The organism is Kosakonia sp. ML.JS2a, from assembly GCF_025642095.1.
Lineage (GTDB): Bacteria > Pseudomonadota > Gammaproteobacteria > Enterobacterales > Enterobacteriaceae.
Map to the genome: position 1 here is coordinate 2,655,057 of NZ_CP106754.1, position 19,387 is coordinate 2,674,443.

17 protein-coding genes are annotated in these 19,387 nt (G+C 55.4%); 5 read left to right on the plus strand and 12 right to left on the minus strand.

Going from position 1 to position 19,387, the window contains the following annotated elements; all coding sequences use genetic code 11:
- Positions 1-5: 5 nt before the first annotated feature.
- Positions 6-746, plus strand: a complete 741-nt coding sequence (locus N7922_RS12655) for an SIS domain-containing protein (protein WP_263096581.1) — start codon at positions 6-8, stop codon at positions 744-746.
- A 14-nt stretch (positions 747-760) separates the two neighbouring features.
- Positions 761-1,510: a GntR family transcriptional regulator gene (locus N7922_RS12660; protein ID WP_263096582.1), complete on the plus strand. Its 750-nt coding sequence runs from the start codon at positions 761-763 to the stop codon at positions 1,508-1,510.
- 142 nt (positions 1,511-1,652) lie between these two features.
- Here N7922_RS12660 and N7922_RS12665 read toward each other — a convergent pair whose 3' ends face one another.
- From N7922_RS12665 to N7922_RS12710, 10 genes are all read right to left on the minus strand, one after another.
- Positions 1,653-2,840, minus strand: a complete 1,188-nt coding sequence (locus N7922_RS12665) for a tetratricopeptide repeat protein (protein WP_263096583.1) — start codon at positions 2,838-2,840, stop codon at positions 1,653-1,655.
- A gap of 217 nt (positions 2,841-3,057) precedes the next feature.
- A complete protein-coding gene (locus tag N7922_RS12670) occupies positions 3,058-4,146 on the minus strand; it encodes a mannuronate-specific alginate lyase (RefSeq protein ID WP_263096585.1) in 1,089 nt (362 codons plus the stop codon).
- Between the two features lie 68 nt (positions 4,147-4,214).
- On the minus strand, positions 4,215-5,753 hold the full coding sequence (locus N7922_RS12675; protein WP_263096587.1) for a methyl-accepting chemotaxis protein: 1,539 nt from the start codon (positions 5,751-5,753) through the stop codon (positions 4,215-4,217).
- A gap of 513 nt (positions 5,754-6,266) precedes the next feature.
- Entirely contained in the window at positions 6,267-7,013 is a 747-nt protein-coding gene (locus N7922_RS12680; protein WP_317633856.1) for an amino acid ABC transporter ATP-binding protein, read from the minus strand.
- A gap of 8 nt (positions 7,014-7,021) precedes the next feature.
- Entirely contained in the window at positions 7,022-8,089 is a 1,068-nt protein-coding gene (locus N7922_RS12685) for an amino acid ABC transporter permease (RefSeq protein ID WP_263096589.1), read from the minus strand.
- A gap of 9 nt (positions 8,090-8,098) precedes the next feature.
- Positions 8,099-9,322, minus strand: a complete 1,224-nt coding sequence (locus N7922_RS12690; RefSeq protein ID WP_263096590.1) for an amino acid ABC transporter permease — start codon at positions 9,320-9,322, stop codon at positions 8,099-8,101.
- Positions 9,323-9,385: 63 nt separating this feature from the next.
- Positions 9,386-10,435 carry an amino acid ABC transporter substrate-binding protein gene (locus N7922_RS12695; RefSeq protein WP_263096591.1) on the minus strand — a complete coding sequence of 350 codons (1,050 nt, stop codon included), beginning with the start codon at positions 10,433-10,435 and terminating at the stop codon, positions 9,386-9,388.
- A 154-nt stretch (positions 10,436-10,589) separates the two neighbouring features.
- Positions 10,590-11,351 (minus strand): sulfite exporter TauE/SafE family protein, encoded by a 762-nt coding sequence (locus N7922_RS12700; protein ID WP_263096592.1) that lies wholly within the window; start codon positions 11,349-11,351, stop codon positions 10,590-10,592.
- Positions 11,352-11,363: 12 nt separating this feature from the next.
- On the minus strand, positions 11,364-12,686 hold the full coding sequence (locus N7922_RS12705) for an MmgE/PrpD family protein (protein WP_263096593.1): 1,323 nt from the start codon (positions 12,684-12,686) through the stop codon (positions 11,364-11,366).
- Between the two features lie 28 nt (positions 12,687-12,714).
- Positions 12,715-14,079, minus strand: coding sequence for an MmgE/PrpD family protein (locus N7922_RS12710; protein WP_263096594.1), 1,365 nt, complete (start codon positions 14,077-14,079; stop codon positions 12,715-12,717).
- Between the two features lie 249 nt (positions 14,080-14,328).
- On the opposite strand from N7922_RS12710, the gene N7922_RS12715 reads away from it, so the two are divergent.
- The 3 genes from N7922_RS12715 (at position 14,329) to N7922_RS12725 (ending at position 18,021) form a co-directional block, all read left to right on the plus strand.
- Positions 14,329-14,976 carry a GntR family transcriptional regulator gene (locus N7922_RS12715; protein ID WP_263096595.1) on the plus strand — a complete coding sequence of 216 codons (648 nt, stop codon included), beginning with the start codon at positions 14,329-14,331 and terminating at the stop codon, positions 14,974-14,976.
- Between the two features lie 105 nt (positions 14,977-15,081).
- A complete protein-coding gene (locus N7922_RS12720; RefSeq protein ID WP_263096596.1) occupies positions 15,082-16,299 on the plus strand; it encodes a diguanylate phosphodiesterase in 1,218 nt (405 codons plus the stop codon).
- A gap of 165 nt (positions 16,300-16,464) precedes the next feature.
- Positions 16,465-18,021 carry a sensor domain-containing diguanylate cyclase gene (locus N7922_RS12725; protein ID WP_263096598.1) on the plus strand — a complete coding sequence of 519 codons (1,557 nt, stop codon included), beginning with the start codon at positions 16,465-16,467 and terminating at the stop codon, positions 18,019-18,021.
- Here the strand turns inward: N7922_RS12725 and N7922_RS12730 are convergent.
- Both N7922_RS12730 and N7922_RS12735 read right to left on the minus strand, forming a co-directional pair.
- The gene (locus N7922_RS12730; RefSeq protein ID WP_263096599.1) at positions 18,018-18,440 is read right to left on the minus strand and encodes a GNAT family N-acetyltransferase; all 423 of its coding nucleotides are present in this window, start codon (positions 18,438-18,440) and stop codon (positions 18,018-18,020) included. The genes N7922_RS12725 and N7922_RS12730 overlap by 4 nt on opposite strands.
- Before the next feature lie 102 nt (positions 18,441-18,542).
- Positions 18,543-19,364, minus strand: coding sequence for an alpha/beta fold hydrolase (locus N7922_RS12735; protein ID WP_263096600.1), 822 nt, complete (start codon positions 19,362-19,364; stop codon positions 18,543-18,545).
- Positions 19,365-19,387: the final 23 nt, after the last annotated feature.

Below are 19,387 nucleotides of genomic sequence, written 5' to 3' on the forward strand. Positions count from 1 at the left end.
TTGCGATGAGCGACGCGCTGAACCACTACTATGCACAAATTCATCAGAAATTGCGGGAACTGGAGCAGCAACGCGACGTGATTGACCGCGCAGCAGAGATGATGTTCGACACCGTGTGCAACCAGCGCAATCTGTTTGTCTTTGGCGCCAGCCATGCCGGGATCCTGGCGGAAGAGATGAGCTACCGCGCCGGTGGGCTGGCGATCGTTAACCCGCTCTTTAACCCGGCGCTGATGCTTAACGTACGACCGTTAACGTTGACCAGCGCCGTGGAAAATGTTGAAGGGTTAGGGCGCGTCCTGGTAGAAAGTTCACCGCTACAGGCCGGAGATACGCTGCTTATCCACTCCGTGTCGGGGCGTAACGCCATTACCCTGGATGTGGCGATCTGCGCCCGTGAGCGCGGGGTGAATGTTGTGGCGATCACCAGCCTGGATACCGCCGCGAAGGTGACCTCACGCCACTCCAGCGGCAAGCTGCTGGCCACGGTAGCGGATGTGACCATTGATAATCTCTGCGAATATGGCGACGCTGCGGTCACACTACCGGGAATGGCGCAGCGGGTCGCGCCGTTGTCCACTATTATGGGGGCAACGATTGCCAACAGCCTGGTGCTGCGTTTATGCGAACGGATGCTGGAAAACGGCCTTACGCCGCCGGTGCTGGCCAGTGCAAACATAGACGGTAATCAACAGATAAATAGGGATATACTGGAAAAATACAGGAGCCGGATACACTACCTCTGAAGCGGAGTTGAAGTATGTTTGAGTCTGACGGACTCCCACTTTACCTGAAGATCAAAGAGATTATTCTGCAACGGATCATCTCGTTTACCTACGATGACAGACTGCCTGGCGAACTGTTGCTGGCGGAAGAGTTTCAGGTGGCGCGCGGTACGATCAAACAGGCCATCGATGCGCTGGTCAGCATCGGGATGGTGTATCGCGAGCAGGGAAAAGGCACCTTTATTAACCGTGATGCGCTGCTCAAACACTACACCGATCTGCCGGATACGCTGGTCTCGTTTGTCGATCCGCAACCCGTGCATCTGGAGGTTATTTCTCTCTTTCCTTCCATGGCAGACAGCGTGGTGGCGGAAAAAATGGGGCTAAGCCTCGGCCATCAGGTCGTGCGCCTTGAACGGGTCATGATGCAAAACGCACAGGTCGTCGGGCATGTGATCAGCTGGCTCAATGGCCGGATTTATACCGATATCAGCCATATTGATGGCGCGCGTTCACTGCACGGGCAATTACGCGAAACCTTTGGCTATGCGCCGACGCGCGCCCATGAACAATACATGCCGGTGGTGAGCGACAGCGTGCTGGCAAAACAGCTCAACGTGGCGGTCGGCAGCCCGCTGTTACGCATCGAGCGGATTGCCAGTAACCTGGATGATGTGGTGTTTGAATACAGCGTCAGCCATGTGAAAGGGGCTTCGCTATCCCTGCGGGTGGCAACCAGTCAGAGTGCGGGTAATGCGCAGTGGAGTTGCGCAGTCTCCTGGTAAAGGAACGTCAACAAGGCCGCGCGGTTACGCCTGAAACAAAAAGGCCTGAATCCGCTAACATCACGCACCCAGGCCATAAACGCCGCTTAATGTGACTGCCCGGTTTGACAGGGCAGTCCATGTTTTCTGCTTTTACCGGATATTAGTGGATAAGCCCCTGAACACGGGTAATAGCGTTGTCATACACCGTATTGGCTTTTTCATTACGGGCTGCCTGGTAGTATCTCAGCGCTTGCTGATAATCACCCGCCGTTTCGTAAATTTTGCCGATGTTATAATTTGCCCCGGCGCGAACCGTTGGCGCACCGGTGCCGCTGGCTAACGCCAGCGCTTTACGGTTGGCCCACAGCGCTTCCGCCGTGCGACCGGCTTTCTGGTAAACCAGCCCCAGGTTGCCGTATGCCTTGCCGTTATCCGCCCACGCATTGACGGCCGCCGTGAACTGCGCGATCGCCTGATCGTAATCATTTTGTTGATAAGCCGTTTCCCCCAACAGGTTGAAGTTGCGCGACGCGCTCATATCCTGTTGTGACCAACCCGCGTTGTGCGACGCAGTCCAGGCGTCTGCCAGCGCAGGCGAGAGGAGCGTGCCGATGCTCGCGGAATCCGTCGTTACCCCTTCAATTTTGTTGATATCGACAAAGTCGCCCGACGGGGTGATTTTAAATACCGTCCACAGATTCCCGGTCTGATGCTGCGGAACATAATAGGTTCTCACCAGCGATTCACCGACGTAAACGAACACTTTCGCCTGACTCTCGGACAAGCGCGTGGTGCCCGGTCTTTCACGATCGGTAAAGTCATGGATAGCGTAGACATAGGACTGACCATTTTGACGTGCGGTCAGGGTGATGGTTTCAGGACCAAAACTGTCCGTATCGTCAACGTCCAGATTGCCGTTATCCCCCTCTTGATGGTCGAAATAGATATGGTTGCCCGGATAAACAATGTGCGAGTCCAGATCCTCGGGCTGTGCTCCCCAGGTTAAGACCACACGCATGCTGTCCAGCCCGTTCAGCACCGGACTTAGCGCATACGACATGCCATTACAGGGGCATTTCACCACCAGATTGGAATAACCGCTTTTTTTAACGATCAGCAGCGTATCGCTGGTATCGGGCAACGCGCTCTCCAGCACCGCCTGTCCCTGGGCGTTTGTTGTGGCCTTGATCGCGCTTTCACCGTTTCGTTGCAGCATAAGCTGCGCATCGGGGATTTTCGCGTCTTTCACCACGGCACTCAGAATTTCAACCTGGGTCGTGCTGGCCGAACCATAGCCAGACAACAGAACAAGCGGTAAAAACAGCCATGACTTCATATTACTCTTCATTTAATCCCTTAATATCCGGGCAATTTTATGCCCTGTTACGATGTAATAATCTCCCCGTCAGGCTATCAGCGACCGGAGTGGGGAGGTAAAAAGCTGGCTAACAGGAATATCGCGTTCTGCTCACCCAGCAAATTTGAAACTATTCGCGCGGATTATACTTACCGCAACCTCATGATCAAAAGGCATTTTTACGAACCGTGAGTCTGTCAGTGCACGGTTAATCTTGTCCGTCGCGTTGCTGGATCTTTGCCGCAAACAGATGCGTCATATCGCCGCCCATCCGGGTATTTTGTAGCGGTCTTAGCGCCGTGATGCGCTGGTTTAACGCCGCATCGCACTGCTGAAGCTGGCACCAGGCCTCCAGCCAGGCCAGGTTGGTCGGGTGCTGCAAAAAAGCGAGATCCTGCGGCTCCCCGGTTTGCTGTGCATAAGGGGCAGGGTCATCCAGCGAGGCAATGATTTTCGCGCCCAGCCGTTGCAACGCCCGGTTGTTTTCTGCCATCACATCCACACCGTTCGCCCACGCAAACAGGGCGATCATCACCAACGGCTGTATCGCGTAATTATGGTAGGAAAAGGCCCGCTGGCGACGGCGCAGTTCATTGGCTAAAAAACCCTGCGCATCCACTTGCTGCATGGCGGTGCGGTAAATCGCCAGCGACGCGTGAAACAGATCCTGACGCTGGGTGACCACCGCAGTCGACATCAGCGCCCAGGCGGCCCAGTAACTGTGGTTATTGACTCTATCCAGCGGCATATCGCGCCATTCACTGGCGGTTAAGGTTCCCAACTGACTCAACCAGCGCGTGATGGTTTTCTGCTGGTCTGTATAAGCGGCAAGCGGCTGCGCCGGTGAGAAAGCCAGTTGTAACCAGGCCGAGGAGAAACTCGCCAGCGCCCATTTGCGCATGGACTTGCCGGTATGATTCGCCGCTGCGCCGGTTAATGCGCCTGCATCAGCCCACGCGCTGAGTGCGTTAACAACACAGGCGACATAACGCGGATCGCCGCTGCGTGCCCAGGCGGTCACCTGTTTGCTGACCAGGCTCTCCATGGCGGTAATGTTTCGGGTTCGATCGCGAAACGCAGCTTCGGCCTGCGGGTTAAGCGTGGCGCGGGCGCTGTCGGAGCCTTCGTACTTGCTGCGAAAATCGAGCGTGCCGGTAAACGGCGTGGGAATAGCAGGGCAGTTGACCGTTTTTGCCGCATCAACCCGATGCGCGGGCGGCTGCATAAAACCGGAAGGGGGCTGTAAGCTGTCGGCAGCATGGGCCGCCACCGACAGGACTAACGACAAAAGAAACATCAGGACTGCTTTGCAGGGAACCATGCTGCGCCTCTTTTCCGCAACGGAGTCCGTGACTATAGCAGGGTTCAGCTACCGCCAAAAACATGTACCGCGCGATGCAGGCGGGCGGCGCGTTCAGAGAGATCTTCGGCCGCGCTGGTCACCTGTTCCACCATCCCGGTGTTGTTGTGCGTCATCGTGCCGATGCGGGAAACCGATTGATTAATCAACTCCAGCGCCTGAGTTTGTTCATGCGTTGCAACGCCAATCTCTTTGATCATCGTCGACATATTAATCACGCTGTCGATCATGGCCGTCAGGTGTGTTTCCGTCTTCTCAACCATTTCCACACCGCTTTTCACGTTCGCCACGTTATGTTCGATCAACGTCTGGATTTCGCGTGCGGCAGAAGCTGAGTGTTGCGCCAGGTTACGCACTTCGGCGGCCACAACGGCAAACCCACGGCCGGATTCACCCGCACGTGCCGCTTCAACTGCGGCATTCAGCGCCAGGATATTGGTCTGGAAAGCGATGCTGTCAATCACGCCAATGATGTCGACGATTTTATTGTTGTCCGCGGAGACAGCCTGCATCATGGTGATGGTTTTCTTCATCACATCGCCGCTGTTCATGGCGCTGGCGCTGGTTTCATCGGCGCGGGCCATTGCATCGGACGCCGTTTCCGCCGTTTGCCGTACCGCGCTGGCGATCTCTTCCACCGCAGCGGCGGTTTGATGCAAATCAGCGGAGGTTTCTTCGGTGCGTTTTTGCAGGGATTCGCCTTCGCTGGTAATGCGCCCGCTAATGGTACGGATACCGTTAATCTGTGCGGAAACATCCCCAACCAGTGAACTGAGGTTCAACCCGGATTGGTTAACCAGTCGCATTAACAAACCAATTTCATCCACGCGGTTAAAATGCCGGTAGTCGGCTTTACGCCCGGAAACCACTTTCTGCATTTGCGATAAAACTATTTTCAATGGACGCGATATTTGGCTCTGCAAAAAAACAGAAAGCAGTCCGAGAATAATAATAGATGCGCCCGCTTTGGTGGCAGCATTGACGTCCGTATATTGTAATGCAACCAGAAGGGCAGCCGTAATTATACTGCCCAGGTTGATACGTTTTGAAACATTGATGCGCTGAAAAAGAGATAAAAAAGAAAATAAACCGCGGCGCACCACCAGCCCTTTATAGAAACGATAGCCTTTGAGTTTATTCTCATTAACCTGTTGATAGAGGGCTGCACTGGCATCCACTTCTGCGCGTTCGGGAATATTACGCACAGAGATATAACCGGTTAACTGCCCCTGCTGATAAATAGGGGTCACGTTGGCGCGAACCCAGTAGTGATCGCCGTTCTGGCGACGGTTCTTCACCATCCCGGTCCAGCTGTCACCCTGTTGAATGGTAAACCACATATCGCCAAATGCCGCAGGGGGCATATCCGGGTGGCGAATAATATTATGCGCCGCGCCCATTAATTGATCTTCATTAAATCCGCTGGCGTCAATAAAGGCCGTATTGGCATAAGTAATATGGCTGTGCGTATTTGTTGTCGACAGCAACGTCGTACCGTCGTTAAGCAAAAACTCTTTTTGTGTAACATGAGTGTTACGCTTCATGAAAAAAACTCCACGATGGATCGCAATCAATGAGTTTTGCTGACGCGGTAATACGTGTGATTAATTTACCGGCCAGTGACTGTTGTTAGTTATTACCTGTGCATTTTCCACGAACTTATCGGCAACGGAAAGTAGCAACATTAAATATTTTTTTAGTCATGCTTACGCCTTAATTTTTAAATATTGTTATGAATTTGCGACAAAAAAAAGACAGCGCAAAATTTCCCAGGAGATAAGTAAACCCTTAAGCTAAATTATCAGCCAGACATCCGATAAAGGGTGAAAAATAATCGCCGGACAAACAAAAATGTTAACAGCAGAAATAGCCGTATTTACATTAAAACACTATTTCAAAGGCAACATTGCCGCGTAACGTGCTGCTCAGTGATACAGCAATACTTAAATCGTATGACAACAGGGTGGATAAAGACATGATATTTTACAAGGGTAATACGTTGCCTGTCGCTTATTTTTACGGCGTTCGCAGGCGGCGGAGAGACCGCCGCCTGGAGATTAATGGCTGAGGATTTGATCGAGGAACTGGCGAGTACGCGGATGCGCCGGTTGCGTAAAGAACGTTTCGGGTGCAGCAGACTCGACAATGCGGCCATCGGCCATCAGGATCACATTGTCCGCCACGGTACGCGCAAAGCCCATTTCATGCGTCACCACAATCATGGTCATGCCGCTCTCCGCCAGGTCAAGCATCACATCCAGCACTTCTTTGATCATTTCCGGATCGAGCGCCGAGGTCGGCTCATCAAACAGCATGATTTCCGGCTGCATACACAGGGCACGGGCAATCGCCACACGCTGCTGTTGCCCACCTGAAAGTTGCAGCGGGAACTTGTGCGCCTGGTTGGCAATGTGCACTTTTTCCAGATAGTGCATCGCCAGTTCCGTTGCCTGCGGTCGCGTCATCTTGCGCACCAGCGTCGGCCCGATAATCAGGTTATCCAGCACGCTTAAATGCGGAAACAGATTAAACTGCTGGAACAGCATGCCAATGCTCAAACGAATCCGGCTGATGTTGCGCACGTTGTCGTTCATTTCGATGCCGTTCACCAGAATCTGCCCCTTCTGATGCTCTTCAAGGCGGTTAATACAGCGGATCAGCGTCGACTTGCCGGAACCGGACGGGCCGCAGATCACCACGCGTTCACCTTTTTTCACGCTCAGCGACACCTCGTCCAGCACCTGGAATTTCCCGTACCATTTGCTGACCGATTTCATCTCAATTATCGCATCGCGCGATGTCATGTCTTGCATCAGGAGACTCCTTCAGGGTTACGGCGGGCATCAATGCGTCCTTCCACCCACACGGCATAGCGAGAAAGCAAAAAGCCGAATAATAAATACAACGAGGCGATAAACACATACGACTCGATATAGTAGCGACGCCACTGCGGATCCTGCATCACCGCGCTGGTGGCCGTCAGCACATCAAACAGACCGATAATGATCACAAACGAGGTATTTTTCATCGCCGCGATAATATGGTTGGTCACCGCCGGCAGGCAGATACGCAAGGCCTGCGGCAGAATGATTTTGGTGGTGGTGTGCCAGTAACCGAGGTTCAGCACCGCCGCCGCTTCATATTGACCACGGGGAACCGATTGCAAACCACCGCGGATCACTTCCGCCTGGTAACAGGCAAAGAACAACGCAATACCAATGATGATGCGCAGCAGTTTGTTGACTTCCATATCCGCCGGTAAAAACAGCGGAAAAACATTCACTGCCACAAACAGAATGGTGATCAGCGGCACGCCGCGAAGGCCTTCAATAAATATCACCGACAGGCCGCGCAAGAAGGGCAACGGGGAGCGCCGTCCGAGCGCCAGCATCACGGAGACGGGCATACCAATGATCACCGTGCCGGAAAACAGCAGTAGCGTCAGTGGCAGGCCGCCCCAGTCTGCAGAGGGCACCGGTTTCAGACCGAATACGCCGCCGCTCATCAGTACCGACATCGTCGTCAACGAGACGAGCCACAACGGCCATAACAGGCGCGAATGCCAGCAGGCGGGGGAAAGCGCCCCCCCCACGGTAATAAACCACACCAGCATCGCCAGCGCCGCACGCCACTGCTCATCATAGGGATACAGACCGAACAGAATAGGGCGATACTTCTCGCCAATCACTGCCCAGCACGCGCCAGTCGCCGCCCGGCACTGCTCCACATTCCCGCTCAGCCCGACAGCGTTAATGACGCCCCAGCGCAGCAATGATGATCCCACCAGCAGGATCACCGTCAGCAGCAGGAGTGTCAGCACCGTTTGCAGGACGCTGCTGAAAAGATGACGTCGCAGCCAGAAAAGCACAGGGTTTTGCATCACGGTTCCTTAGCGCTCTTTAATGGCGACGTAACGGTTAAACAGGTTCATCAGCAGGGACGTCGCGCCGCTGATAATCAGATACACCACCATCATAATGGCGATCGCTTCCAGCGCCTGGCCGGTCTGGTTCATCAGCGTATTGCTGATGTTCGCCAGCTCCGGGTAACCCACCACCACGGCGATGGAGCTGTTTTTCGCCAGGCTGACGTACTGGCTGGCCAGCGGTGGCACCATGACGCGCATTGCCTGCGGAATGATCACGTGGCGCATCACATGCCACGGGGAAAAGGAGAGCGCCCGCGCCGCTTCGAGCTGCCCTTTGGGCACCGACTGAATACCCGCACGAACGATTTCGGCAATAAACGCCGACGAGTAAAGGGCAATACCCAGCAGCAGCGCGGTGAATTCCGGGCTGATGGTAAAACCGCCTTTAAAGTTAAAACCGCGGAGTTCCGGGCGATTCAGTTCGTGCGGCGCGCCAGCAAGCACCCACACCAGCAGCGGCAGGCCGATAATCAGCGCAGTCCGCAGACGGGCCACCGGCACCATTTTGCCGTGATGCTCACGCCAGCGACGCGCGACGCGTGAGAGCAGTACACTCATGACACACGCCGCCAGCAGCGCCATCAAGGTCCATAGCCAGCCGCTGTGCGCCGCCGGGACGGTAAAGGTCAGCCCACGGTTGGTTAAAAAGCCCATGCCGGGCAGAATGATCGCCTCACGCGGCGAGGGCAGATTACGGATCACCACCGCCCAGAAGATCACCTGCAAAATGACCGGCACGTTGCGCAGCAGCTCTACGTAGCCGACACACACTTTCATCAGCAGCCAGTTTTTGGACACCCGCCCGATACCGACAACAAAACCGAGCACGGTGGCAAGCACAATGCCACACACGGTGACATACAGCGTATTGAGTAAACCGACGGCCAGCGCGCGGGTGTAGCTGTCGCGCGGCGTGTAGTCGATAAGTTTCTCGCCAATGGCGAATTGCGCGCTCTGATGCAGGAAGCCAAAGCCGGTGGCAATACGCTGCGCGCGCAGGTTATCCACCACATTGCTGTAGAGCCAGTAGCTAAACCCTAAAAGCAGCGCCGCCAGCAGGAACTGGTAACACCAGCTGCGCACGGTCTTGCTGCCGAAAAAGGTGAAAAGGCGAAACACGGTGGACGGCCGGGTCGTGTCCGACGCCAGGGCAAGCGCACCGGAGTTGTCAGTCTGTTTCATCATTAAACATCAAGGTTGTTACGGGAGTGGAGAAGGGTCACCCCACAGTCAGGGGTGACCCGGCGATTAACGGATCGGCAGGCCGTAAAGCAAACCGCCTTTGGTCCACAGATTGTTTAAATCGCGATCCAGCGGTTCAGCGCTTTGCGGGCCGAAATGACGGTTGTAAATGTCGCCATAGTTGCCCACCTGTTTAACAATGTTGTACACCCATTTATCATCCAGGCCGAGTTTCTGACCAAAGCCACCGGTCACGCCAAGCAGGCCCTGCACATCCGGATCGGTGGATTTCAGCTCAGCGTCGACGTTACTCTGGTTAACGTTCATCTCTTCGGCGTTAAACGTGGCGTAAACAACCCATTTCACAATGTCAAACCACTGGTCATCGCCTTTGCGCACCGCCATGGCCAGCGGCTCTTTCGAGTAGATGCCCGGCAGAATGATATGGTCGTCCGGTTTTTCTGCATCAAAGGTTTTGATGCCCGGCAACGCCACTTTGTCGCGGGCGATCACATCGCAACGCCCGGCAAGGTAAGCCGCAACGTACTCTTTGTTATTCTCGATCACCACCGGGGTGTAGTGCAGGTTACGCGACGAGAAAATCTGCGCCACATTCTGCTCGGTGCTGCTGCCCGGCGTGATGCACACCGTTGCGCCATCCAGATCTTCCACTTTTTTCACACCGCTGTTGGCGCGCACCATAAAACCGGTGCCGGTATAGAAGTTAGGCGGAGCGAAGTTCAGTCCCAGCGACACATCACGGGTCAGAGAAGCGGTAATGTTACGTGATAACACATCGACTTCGCCGGACTGGATCGCTGCAAAACGCTGGGCGGTGGAGAGTGGGGTGAAACGCACTTTTGATGCATCGCCAAATACCGCCGCCGCCAGTGCGCGGCAGAAGTCCACATCCAGGCCTTCCCATTGGCCTTTGCTGTCAATGGAGGCAAAACCGTGACGGGCAGGGTGAACACCGCACACCAGTTCACCGCGCGCTTTAATTTTCTTCAGCGTGTCGCCATTTGTCGCGGGCGCGTTTTCTGCCTGCGCAGGGAAAATAAAACTCCCCAGCGTCAGCAGCAATACCGACGCCGCAAGGTGGGTTTTCTTCAGCATGGCTATTCCTTTTTAAAGGGTTATTGTCAGGTTAACTAACTGTATTTATTTATTTTTTAAATAACACATCCGTTTGTATACCTATGTTCTTCGTCCACAACGCATTTGGCAAAGAACGAATTCAGTAAAGCATATACGCCAAAGAAGTAAGGAATTATTTCAACCATCCTTCTATACCCTGCCACAGCAGTTGCGCACTGAGCAGGATCATCGTCACACGAAACAGCACGCGGAACAGTTTTTCGGGCAAATTATCCAGCACCCGGGTACCCAGCCAGGTACCGAGCGCGCCGCTGATGATCATCGCCGCCAGCACCGGTAACCAGTTGGCCCAGGCAAACCCCATCAGTCCGAAGGCCAGGATCTTCAACCCGTGCTGCAACACCATACAGGTGGCGTGGGTGGCGATCAGCGGCTGGCGTTTCAGTCCTTGCGAGCTGATAAGCCCGGCGACCATTGGCCCGGTGGCGCCCACAATCATCGTGCCAAGGCTGCTGATGCCGCCGCCGAGGATAAAGAACGGGCGGCTCAGTGGTTTTTGCTCTCCGCGTTTACGTAGCACCGACCAGAGAATAAACAACCCCAGCGCAATACGCGCAAGGCTGTCCGGGATAATCGCGGCCACCGGTGCGCCCACGGCAATACCAACCGCGCTGCCGAGCAGAAACCACAACACCAGCGGCCACACCACGTGCATACGCTGGATCAGCGTACGGCTCAGGTTCGAGCCCATTTGCACCATGCCGTGAACCGGCATCAGACTGCTGACCGGCATGCCCAGCCCCATTACCGCCAGCAGGGCCGTGCCGCCGCCGAGGCCCATGGCCGCCGTCAGCGCCGAAGTAAGAAAACTGCAAAACACCATTACGCCAGCAAACAGCGGCGAAATTTCCGGTGGGATCCAAGTGATGGTCATTCGGACATCCGGTTAGCGGTAATCATCCTGCAACAGGCGTTGATACAGCGCCTGTGCTCCTTCCGCAGACAATACGCGGCTGGCGCAGTCGAGGAATTTTTGTTCAATCAGGTTTTCCGGCAACGGAATTGCCGGGCTGGAACCCCGCGCACCCGCCACGCGCTGGCTGAATTGTCGTCCATCGGTGGTGGTCAGCGTCACAAACGCGCTATGGGTGATCTCTTCATCGTGTTTCTCCAGCGTGACCTTGTGCATCAGGGCTTGCGTTGCCGGATCGAAGAAGCGCGCATCGTCAATAAAATCATCCAGCGTCAGCGTGCCGGTGACAAATGCGCGTGCCACGCAATAATGCAGGCTGAACTTCCCGGCCAGCGGGTTTTCTGGCTGTGGAATATTGATGTGCGGGAAACGAATCGGGTGGACCTTGATGCAAATGTGTTCGATCGTCTCCGGCGAAAGCCCGGTCTCTTCGCGCAGCGCCAGAATGCCATCCAGCGGCGATAAGATCGCGTAGCAGCACGGGAAGTATTTGTAGTTATTGCTTTTCACCGTATCAAGAATAAAGGGGGTTGCGTCCCAGCGTTCCGTCAGTGGCAGGGGGTCGACATTCGCCTCGCCGTTATAGACGTGGAAATACCCCTGTTGATGCTCAAACGCCGTCGCGCCCGCGCTGAATCCCTCTTTCGCCAGTTTGCTCGCCATCACCGCACTGCGGGCAGCCTGACCGACGGCCAACGCTTTGGTTTCGCTACCGAAGTTCGACTTGATCCCCGATGCCAGCGACGCGGTCATCGCCAATGCCGTGGCCGTTTGCTGTTCATTGAGATCCAGCAACACCGCACAGGCGGCAACACCGGCGAAAACGCCCACGGTGGTGGTTGGGTGCCAGCCATGACGATACTGGAACGGGCTAACCGCTTTCCCCATGCGCACAGCGGTTTCATACCCGGTGATATAGGCGCGCAACAGCGCTTCGCCGTGGCGACCCTGTTCATCCGCCAGCGCCAGCAGCGCAGGCAGGACGGCCACAGAGATATGCCCGTGCAGCCAGGAGTTAGAGTCATCAAAATCAAGCAGGTGAGAGGAAACGCCGTTTAACAGGGCGGCGTCCAGCGCATTCAGTTTCAGTTCAGTGCCGAAGACGCGGCTGTTGCCACTTGCGGCAGACGGAACAATGACGGCCCGCAGTTTACTGGCGCCATCCTGTACGCCGCCAGCCAGCGTAACGCCGAGGGTATCAATAATGGCGGTACGCGCGTTGCTGTATGCAGCCTGCGGAAACGCCTGCCGGGAGAACGCCAGCAAATTACTGGCAAGTTGTCGGGCAATGGTCATGTAACAGAGTTCCTGTGCAAAAAAAGAATCAGCGATCGCCTGCAAGCAGTTCCGTAATGCGGGCCAGTGAGCCCGGGCGCTCGAAATGGCAGGCCGCATCATAGAGATCTGCGCTGCGCGCCGCACCGAGAACCGGAATGGTGAGGGCGTCAAACTTGGCGCGTAACTCTTCATCGCTCAGTGGGTTTTGCGCGTGACCGCGATAGACATCAGTATGGGCGTGCAGCACCTCGCCGTCAGCCAGCCAGACATCGATAAATGCCGAACTGGCGGACTGACCCTCAACGGCCTCCACCTGTAGCAGCGGCAGCAGGGCGCGCGGTTGCGGATCGTCCACGGCCGCCTGGGTGAAATCGGTGTCCGTCAAATTGTAGCCACTTAAGGCGAGGGTAATGCAATGAGGGATACTGAATTTGCTCTCCAGCGGGGTGCGCGGATCCATAATCCCGGCGTTGACCATCCCCATCGGGTGCACTTTGGCGCTAATACGGGTAATTTTTCGCCCTTGCAGCTGCGGGTAGATTTTCCGCGCAGTTTCAATCGACGCATGCGTGCCGCGGCAGCTGGCGTAGAGCTTATAACCGTTGGTCAGCAGCTCCCAGCTTTCGCCAAAATCCAGCGGCGGGATCTCTGCGCTGCCGTCCTGGATAAAGATTTTCACCCAGCCGTCCGCTTCATAGAAATGGTGCGCGCCAACGAAGTTTTCTGCCGCCAGTTGCGCCGCCATAATGCCGTCCATCGCGGCTTTACCGGCATGGAAAGGCTTGCCGTGCGTACCGGAGGATTTTTGCAGGCCGCCCATCATGGTCGCCGCAGCACCCAACGCGTTGCGAATCTGCTCTTCAGAAAGCTGTAAAATCGCGGCGGCAACCGCAGCCGCACCGGCGCGACCTACCACTGACGTCGGGTGGAACCCGCGGCGTTGCAGATTGCGTCCGACGCCCGGCACCCAACCGCCGCCCAGTTTCGCCATCACCTCAAATCCGGTAATAAACGCGAGCAGCACGTTCTCTTCATCGACCGGATACGCCTGCGCCATCGCCAGCGCGGTAGACCAGCACGGTCCGCCCGGGTGTCCTGCACCGGCTGGGTGTGTGTCGTCGTAATCCGCCGCATGCGCCATGGTGGCATTCACCAGCGCAGCAAGCGCAGGGGCCGTGGTTCCCGACAGGAAAATGCGCGCATCACCGGCGGCGTTCCAGGTTTTGGCTACCTGGCGAACCGCGTGTACGGCATCGTCGTTGACCGCGCCAATCGCCACGCCGAGATAATCGATCAGGGCGCGTTTCGCTTCATGGCGTACGGCGGGGGGGACGGTGAGTTGATGAGCCTGGCTGATAAACTGGCTGAGCTGTTCTCCACGGGTTAATGCAACTTCTCTTTTTTTAGTCATCGTAAAACGAAGATCCCTGGTGTTGGCCTACAAATAAAAAAGCAGAAACTGTGTTTGTGTTTATTTGAATTCATTTGTATACAATGAATATAAAATAAACATAGCAGCCATTCCGTAAACGTCAAAAGATGTTTTTTAGATAAGCTAAGAACAAAAAAAGCATAGACGTAACCTATCCTGTGGCAAGATGTGCGACGGCAGGGTGCCAGCCTTTATCAGGGTCATCACACAGACAAACGGAGCTTAAACGTGAAATCGACGGGTCGCGACACAGGCTTAACGCCTTTTGAAATCTTGCTTTCCGCCATTGAAGCGGGGGAACTGCAGCCAGGGGAACGTTTGCAGGAAACACGACTGGCGGAACAGTTTGGAATTAGCCGTACACCTATCCGTGAAGCCCTTCACCGGCTGGAGACCCTCGGGCTTGCCGAGCCAGGCCCGCAGCGTGGGCTGATCATTGCCCATATCAGTTATGAGCGGCTGCGCCAGCTGTTTGACGTTCGCGAAGGTCTTGAGCGTCTGGCTATGGATCTGGCGGTCACAGCTGCCTCCACCGAGGAGATTGCGCTGTTACAGGAGATGGTGGATATCGAAGCCACGCTGACCGACAGTAAAGCGCTGCACGACCATAACCGTGTGTTCCATCGTCAGATTTACCGCGCAACGCACAACCCCTATCTGAATGAAATGCTGGATAATTTGCGCATTCACCTGTCGCTGCTGCGCAACACCACCTACGAGTTGCCGGAGCGCACCCTTGAAGCCAAACGTGAACACCAGGCGATTGTCGATGCGCTTACCCGTCGCGACCGTGCGGCAGCCCAGGACGCCGCCAGTCAGCATATTCGCAACGGCTATCGCGCACGGTTGAGTATTTTAAGCCAACGAGAACGCTAAAAGAATGGCCCTTAATTGACGGACGAGATTTTAACATTCTTGCTAGACTGGCGTGATGGCAGCATCTATGTAGATTTTGTGTGGGCATTCTGAGGGCAGCATTTCGTGTTAGCGACTTTGATTTACCGTAGCCGACTGAATCGAACAGTAGATCCCTCTCAACTGACTAACCTTGTCGAGCGAGCAAGCCTGCGTAATTCACAACTGCAGGTAACGGGCATCTTACTGTTCGACGGCGATCATTTTTTGCAGGTTCTTGAAGGGCCGCTGGCGTCTGTTAACGCCGTTTTTGAACGAATTAAACGGGATCATCGCCACGGTAATGTGGTGGAGCTCTTACGTGATTTCGCGCCACGCCGTCGCTTTGTCGATCGTGGCATGGTGCTGTTTGATTTACGCGTAATGAAGCCGGCAGCAGCGCTGCGCGCTATCCTGCGGTTTGGCACGCTGCGCTACCAGTTGGCCAGTATCGACCGGGTCTACAAATTTATCCGTAATTTTATCGCTTCGCAGAATAACAATGATCGGGTACGCAGTACGTCGCCGGAACACTGGTGCTTTGTCTGTAAGACACCACCGTTCACCAGCACTCATGCGCCGGTCTCCGGCGATCAACCGTGCCAGTTTGCGTTTCAGCCAATCATTGAGCCGCTGCGCGGGAATATTTCGTCTATCGAAGCGCTGATCCGCGGCCCAAACGGCGGCAGTCCGCTGGAGTATTTCTCCAGCATCGCGCCGGATAAACTGCATGAAGCCGATCTGGCGTCCAAAGCCTGGGCGCTGGCGATGGCGAGCCGTATGGGGATCGGCAACCATAAAGTGGCGATAAACCTGTTACCCATGTCACTGGTCAAAATCCCCGGCGCGGTGGATATTTTGCTCAGTCAGATTACGCGTAACAATCTCGATCCCGGGCAGATTATCGTTGAAGTGACGGAAGACGAAGTGATCTCAGGTTACGAAGAGTTTACCTGGGCTATTCGCCAGCTTCGCGCAGCCGGTATTGGCCTGGCGATTGACGACTTCGGTTCCGGTTTCGCCGGGCTGTCGCTTCTGGCGAAGTTCCAGCCGGACAAACTGAAAATCGACCGCACGATCGTGACCGATATCCATCTGCACGGCCCGAAACAGGCGATTGTCAAAGCCATCATTGACTGCTGCGCAGAGCTGCAAATCACCGTGGTGGCGGAAGGGGTCGAAAAAGTGGAAGAGTGGTGCTGGCTGGAAGCAGTCGGCATTGAACGTTTCCAGGGCTTTCTGTTCGCCCGCCCGGTGCTCAATGGTATCTCGCCGATTAACTGGCCGCTCAGAGTCACACGCTGACAGCGAAGTCATGCGCCCGCGTTGTCCGTTCGCACTTCCCCTGTGTAAGCAGGGGACATCCCCCGCTTAACACCGGTCCGGTGCAAATAACGCGCTTATTTGGCTTATAAATCATCGTGCTTCTATGCTTAACAGAATAACAGCGGATGTGGTTCCGGAGGGATAATGAAATTCAAGAAGAATGTGGCGCGTGCACTCGCGCTCAATTCATCTCTTGGCCGCAGTATCACTTTTTTTATGGCAGGACTGTTGTTGGCAGGTATTGTCACCTGTGTCTGGACACTGACGCGATCGTGGGACAAGACAGTACAGGACGCGGAGCGCAGCGCCATTAATCTCTCTGTCTCGCAGGCACGCCAGGCGGAAGACACCTTTTTGCAGGCGGAACTGGTCCTGCGTGAAGTACGCCGCAACATTCCGCAGGAAGGGTTGGCATCGCTCAACATTGCCCCCTTTAACACCTATCTGGCCGAACTGAAAGACAGGGTCCCGCAGTTGCACGGGGTGATGGTTTTTGACACCCAGGGGACGATGCTGGCCACCTCGCTGGATAAACGCCCGCTGATGACCAACTACAGCGATCGCGAATACTTTATTTATCATCGCCGCAACAATCACGGCAGTCTGCATATTGGCCATGTGATCCGCAGTCGCTCCACCGGAGACATGGTGATCCCGGTCTCGTTACGCATCAACGATGCGGCAGGCGGTTTTGCCGGGGTATTGCTGGCCACGGTAAAAGTGGAGTATTTCCGCCATTTCTATGGCTATTTCGAGCTTCAGGATCGTGACCTGCTGGCATTATTGACCACTGACGGTACCACCTTATATGTGCGCCCGTATGGCGATGAGACCATCAACCAAAATCTCTCATCCAGCCCCTTGTTCACCCGCGAATTGTCGCAAAAAGATCGCGGCCACGGCACCTGGGTGTCCACGCTGGATAACATCGAGCGTATTTATGGCTTTGCCCGCTCGGAACGCTACCCGCTGGTGGTTGCCGCGGGTTACGATAAATCCGCCTTGTGGAATAGCTGGTTACGCGGCAGCCTGCCGGATATCGTGTTAAACGCCATGCTGCTGCTCGGCACGCTGCTCATGGGCGCAATCATTTTCCGTCAGGTCCGGCTTAACGTACGGAATCAGACGCAACTGGCGACGCTGCGGGATGAGCTGACCAGCATTAACCATACGCTGCAACTGATGGCACTGGCCGATGGCCTGACCGGGCTCGCCAACCGCCGCCAGTTCGATCTGTTCTTGTCGCAAAGCCTGAAAAACTCGGCGCAAACGCAAAAACCGGTGTCGCTGATCATGATCGATATCGACTACTTCAAGCGGTATAACGATTTTTACGGCCATGTGGCCGGAGATAACTGTTTACGTCTGGTGGGCGATATTCTGCAAAAACTGCAACTGAACAAGAATGACCTGATTGCCCGTTATGGCGGCGAGGAGTTTGCCATCATCCTGCCGGATACCGGGCCAGAAGCGGCACTGTTTGTTGCGCGCCGCGCCGTCAGCATGGTGAGGGGGGCGAAAATCCCGCACTCACAGGCGGGCGGGCAACATGCGGTGGTAACCATCAGCGCAGGCTGTTACAGCGTGGTCGCCGATGCCGATTTTGACGACGCCATTCGCCTGAAGGAGGGCGCGGATAAAGCGCTGTATCAGGCGAAGATAGAAGGGCGTGACCGTGCGATGGCGACCAGCGATAGCTAAACCGTCAGGTCGCGGGTCAGATAGTGGCGCTGCATTCCCGGCTGCGGGAAGTCCGGCAGCGTCATTTTCAGCGCATAGCCCAGTTTTTGATAAAACGGCAAGGCCTGAAAACTGAACGTATCCACCAGCGCATGGCGGCAACCGATCGCCAGTGCCTCTTTCGCCGCGCGCTGCATCAGCTCACGACCCAGTCCGGAACCACGCCGATCTTCATGCACCCACAAGTAGTGAATATTCAGCCATTCGCCTTCCTGGCGGGCAATCACGCCGCCTTGCATCACGCCATGCTCATCACGTGAATAGATCGCCAGATGCCCCCACAAACTGACATCAATAAACTGCTGGTTGTAACGTCTTAACCCCGTAAACAGTTCTTCCTGATCCTGTGCCGTGATGTCGTGCTTCACAATCAGATGCATGCGATATTCCTTTAAAACGTTAAGTCCTGGCATCTTAATAAAAAAAAGCCCGATAACGCTACGGCTATCGGGCCTTCGCCAGGCAACAGTTTAGCGGCACGCTTACAGTGTCTTCAGAAACGCCAGCAAATCGTCGTTCAACTGATCCTGATGGGTCACCGCAAAACCATGCGGGCCGTTGTCATACACTTTCAGCTCCGCCCCGGCGATCAGCTCCGCCGACAGCTTGCCCGTCGCTTCAAACGGCACAATCTGGTCATTACTGCCATGAATAACCAGTGTGGGCACATCCACTTTCGCCACATCCGGACGGAAGTCGGTTTCAGAAAATGCAGTAACGCAGTCCAGCGTCCCTTTTAGCGATGCCAGCAGGGCAATATTCAGCGTTTGCGTCAGTACGCCGTCAGAGACCTTCTGCCCGGCGTTCAGACCATAGAATGGGGTGGCGAAATCGCTGATAAACTGCGCGCGATCTTTACGTAACCCCGCCAGGATACCGTCGAATACGCTCTTGTCCACGCCCTGCGGATGATCGGCGGTTTTGCCGAAAATTGGCGTCACCGCGCCCAGCAACACCAGGCCTGCAACGCGTGCGCTACCGTAACGGCCAATATAACGGGTCACATCGCCGCCGCCCATCGAGAAGCCCACCAGGGTCACCTCATTGAGATCGAGCGTCGTGATCAGATCGTTAATGTCCGAGGCGAAGGTATCGTAGTTATAGCCGCTCCACGGCTGATCGGAACGCCCAAAACCACGGCGGTCAAAGGCAATAACGCGGTAACCACGCTCGGCGAGGAAATTGAGCTGGCTGTCCCACATATCACCATCCAGCGGCCAGCCATGGCTGAACAGCACCGGCTTACCCGCACCCCAGTCTTTGTAATAAATCTGAGTACCATCCTGCGTCTTAAATGTGCTCATCTGCTTACCTCATCGTTAAGTAG

Bases quoted from the DNA above. Each gene is read 5' to 3' on its own strand.
- N7922_RS12690 (WP_263096590.1), bottom strand. From the start codon at position 9,322: ATGATGAAACAGACTGACAACTCCGGTGCGCTTGCCCTGGCGTCGGAC.
- N7922_RS12730 (WP_263096599.1), bottom strand. From the start codon at position 18,440: ATGCATCTGATTGTGAAGCACGACATCACGGCACAGGATCAGGAAGAA.
- N7922_RS12700 (WP_263096592.1), bottom strand. From the start codon at position 11,351: ATGACCATCACTTGGATCCCACCGGAAATTTCGCCGCTGTTTGCTGGC.
- N7922_RS12685 (WP_263096589.1), bottom strand. From the start codon at position 8,089: ATGCAAAACCCTGTGCTTTTCTGGCTGCGACGTCATCTTTTCAGCAGC.
- N7922_RS12655 (WP_263096581.1), top strand. From the start codon at position 6: ATGAGCGACGCGCTGAACCACTACTATGCACAAATTCATCAGAAATTG.
- N7922_RS12675 (WP_263096587.1), bottom strand. From the start codon at position 5,753: ATGAAGCGTAACACTCATGTTACACAAAAAGAGTTTTTGCTTAACGAC.
- N7922_RS12665 (WP_263096583.1), bottom strand. From the start codon at position 2,840: ATGAAGAGTAATATGAAGTCATGGCTGTTTTTACCGCTTGTTCTGTTG.
- N7922_RS12705 (WP_263096593.1), bottom strand. From the start codon at position 12,686: ATGACCATTGCCCGACAACTTGCCAGTAATTTGCTGGCGTTCTCCCGG.
- N7922_RS12670 (WP_263096585.1), bottom strand. From the start codon at position 4,146: ATGTTTCTTTTGTCGTTAGTCCTGTCGGTGGCGGCCCATGCTGCCGAC.
- N7922_RS12680 (WP_317633856.1), bottom strand. From the start codon at position 7,013: ATGACATCGCGCGATGCGATAATTGAGATGAAATCGGTCAGCAAATGG.
- N7922_RS12735 (WP_263096600.1), bottom strand. From the start codon at position 19,364: ATGAGCACATTTAAGACGCAGGATGGTACTCAGATTTATTACAAAGAC.
- N7922_RS12660 (WP_263096582.1), top strand. From the start codon at position 761: ATGTTTGAGTCTGACGGACTCCCACTTTACCTGAAGATCAAAGAGATT.
- N7922_RS12695 (WP_263096591.1), bottom strand. From the start codon at position 10,435: ATGCTGAAGAAAACCCACCTTGCGGCGTCGGTATTGCTGCTGACGCTG.
- N7922_RS12710 (WP_263096594.1), bottom strand. From the start codon at position 14,079: ATGACTAAAAAAAGAGAAGTTGCATTAACCCGTGGAGAACAGCTCAGC.
- N7922_RS12725 (WP_263096598.1), top strand. From the start codon at position 16,465: ATGAAATTCAAGAAGAATGTGGCGCGTGCACTCGCGCTCAATTCATCT.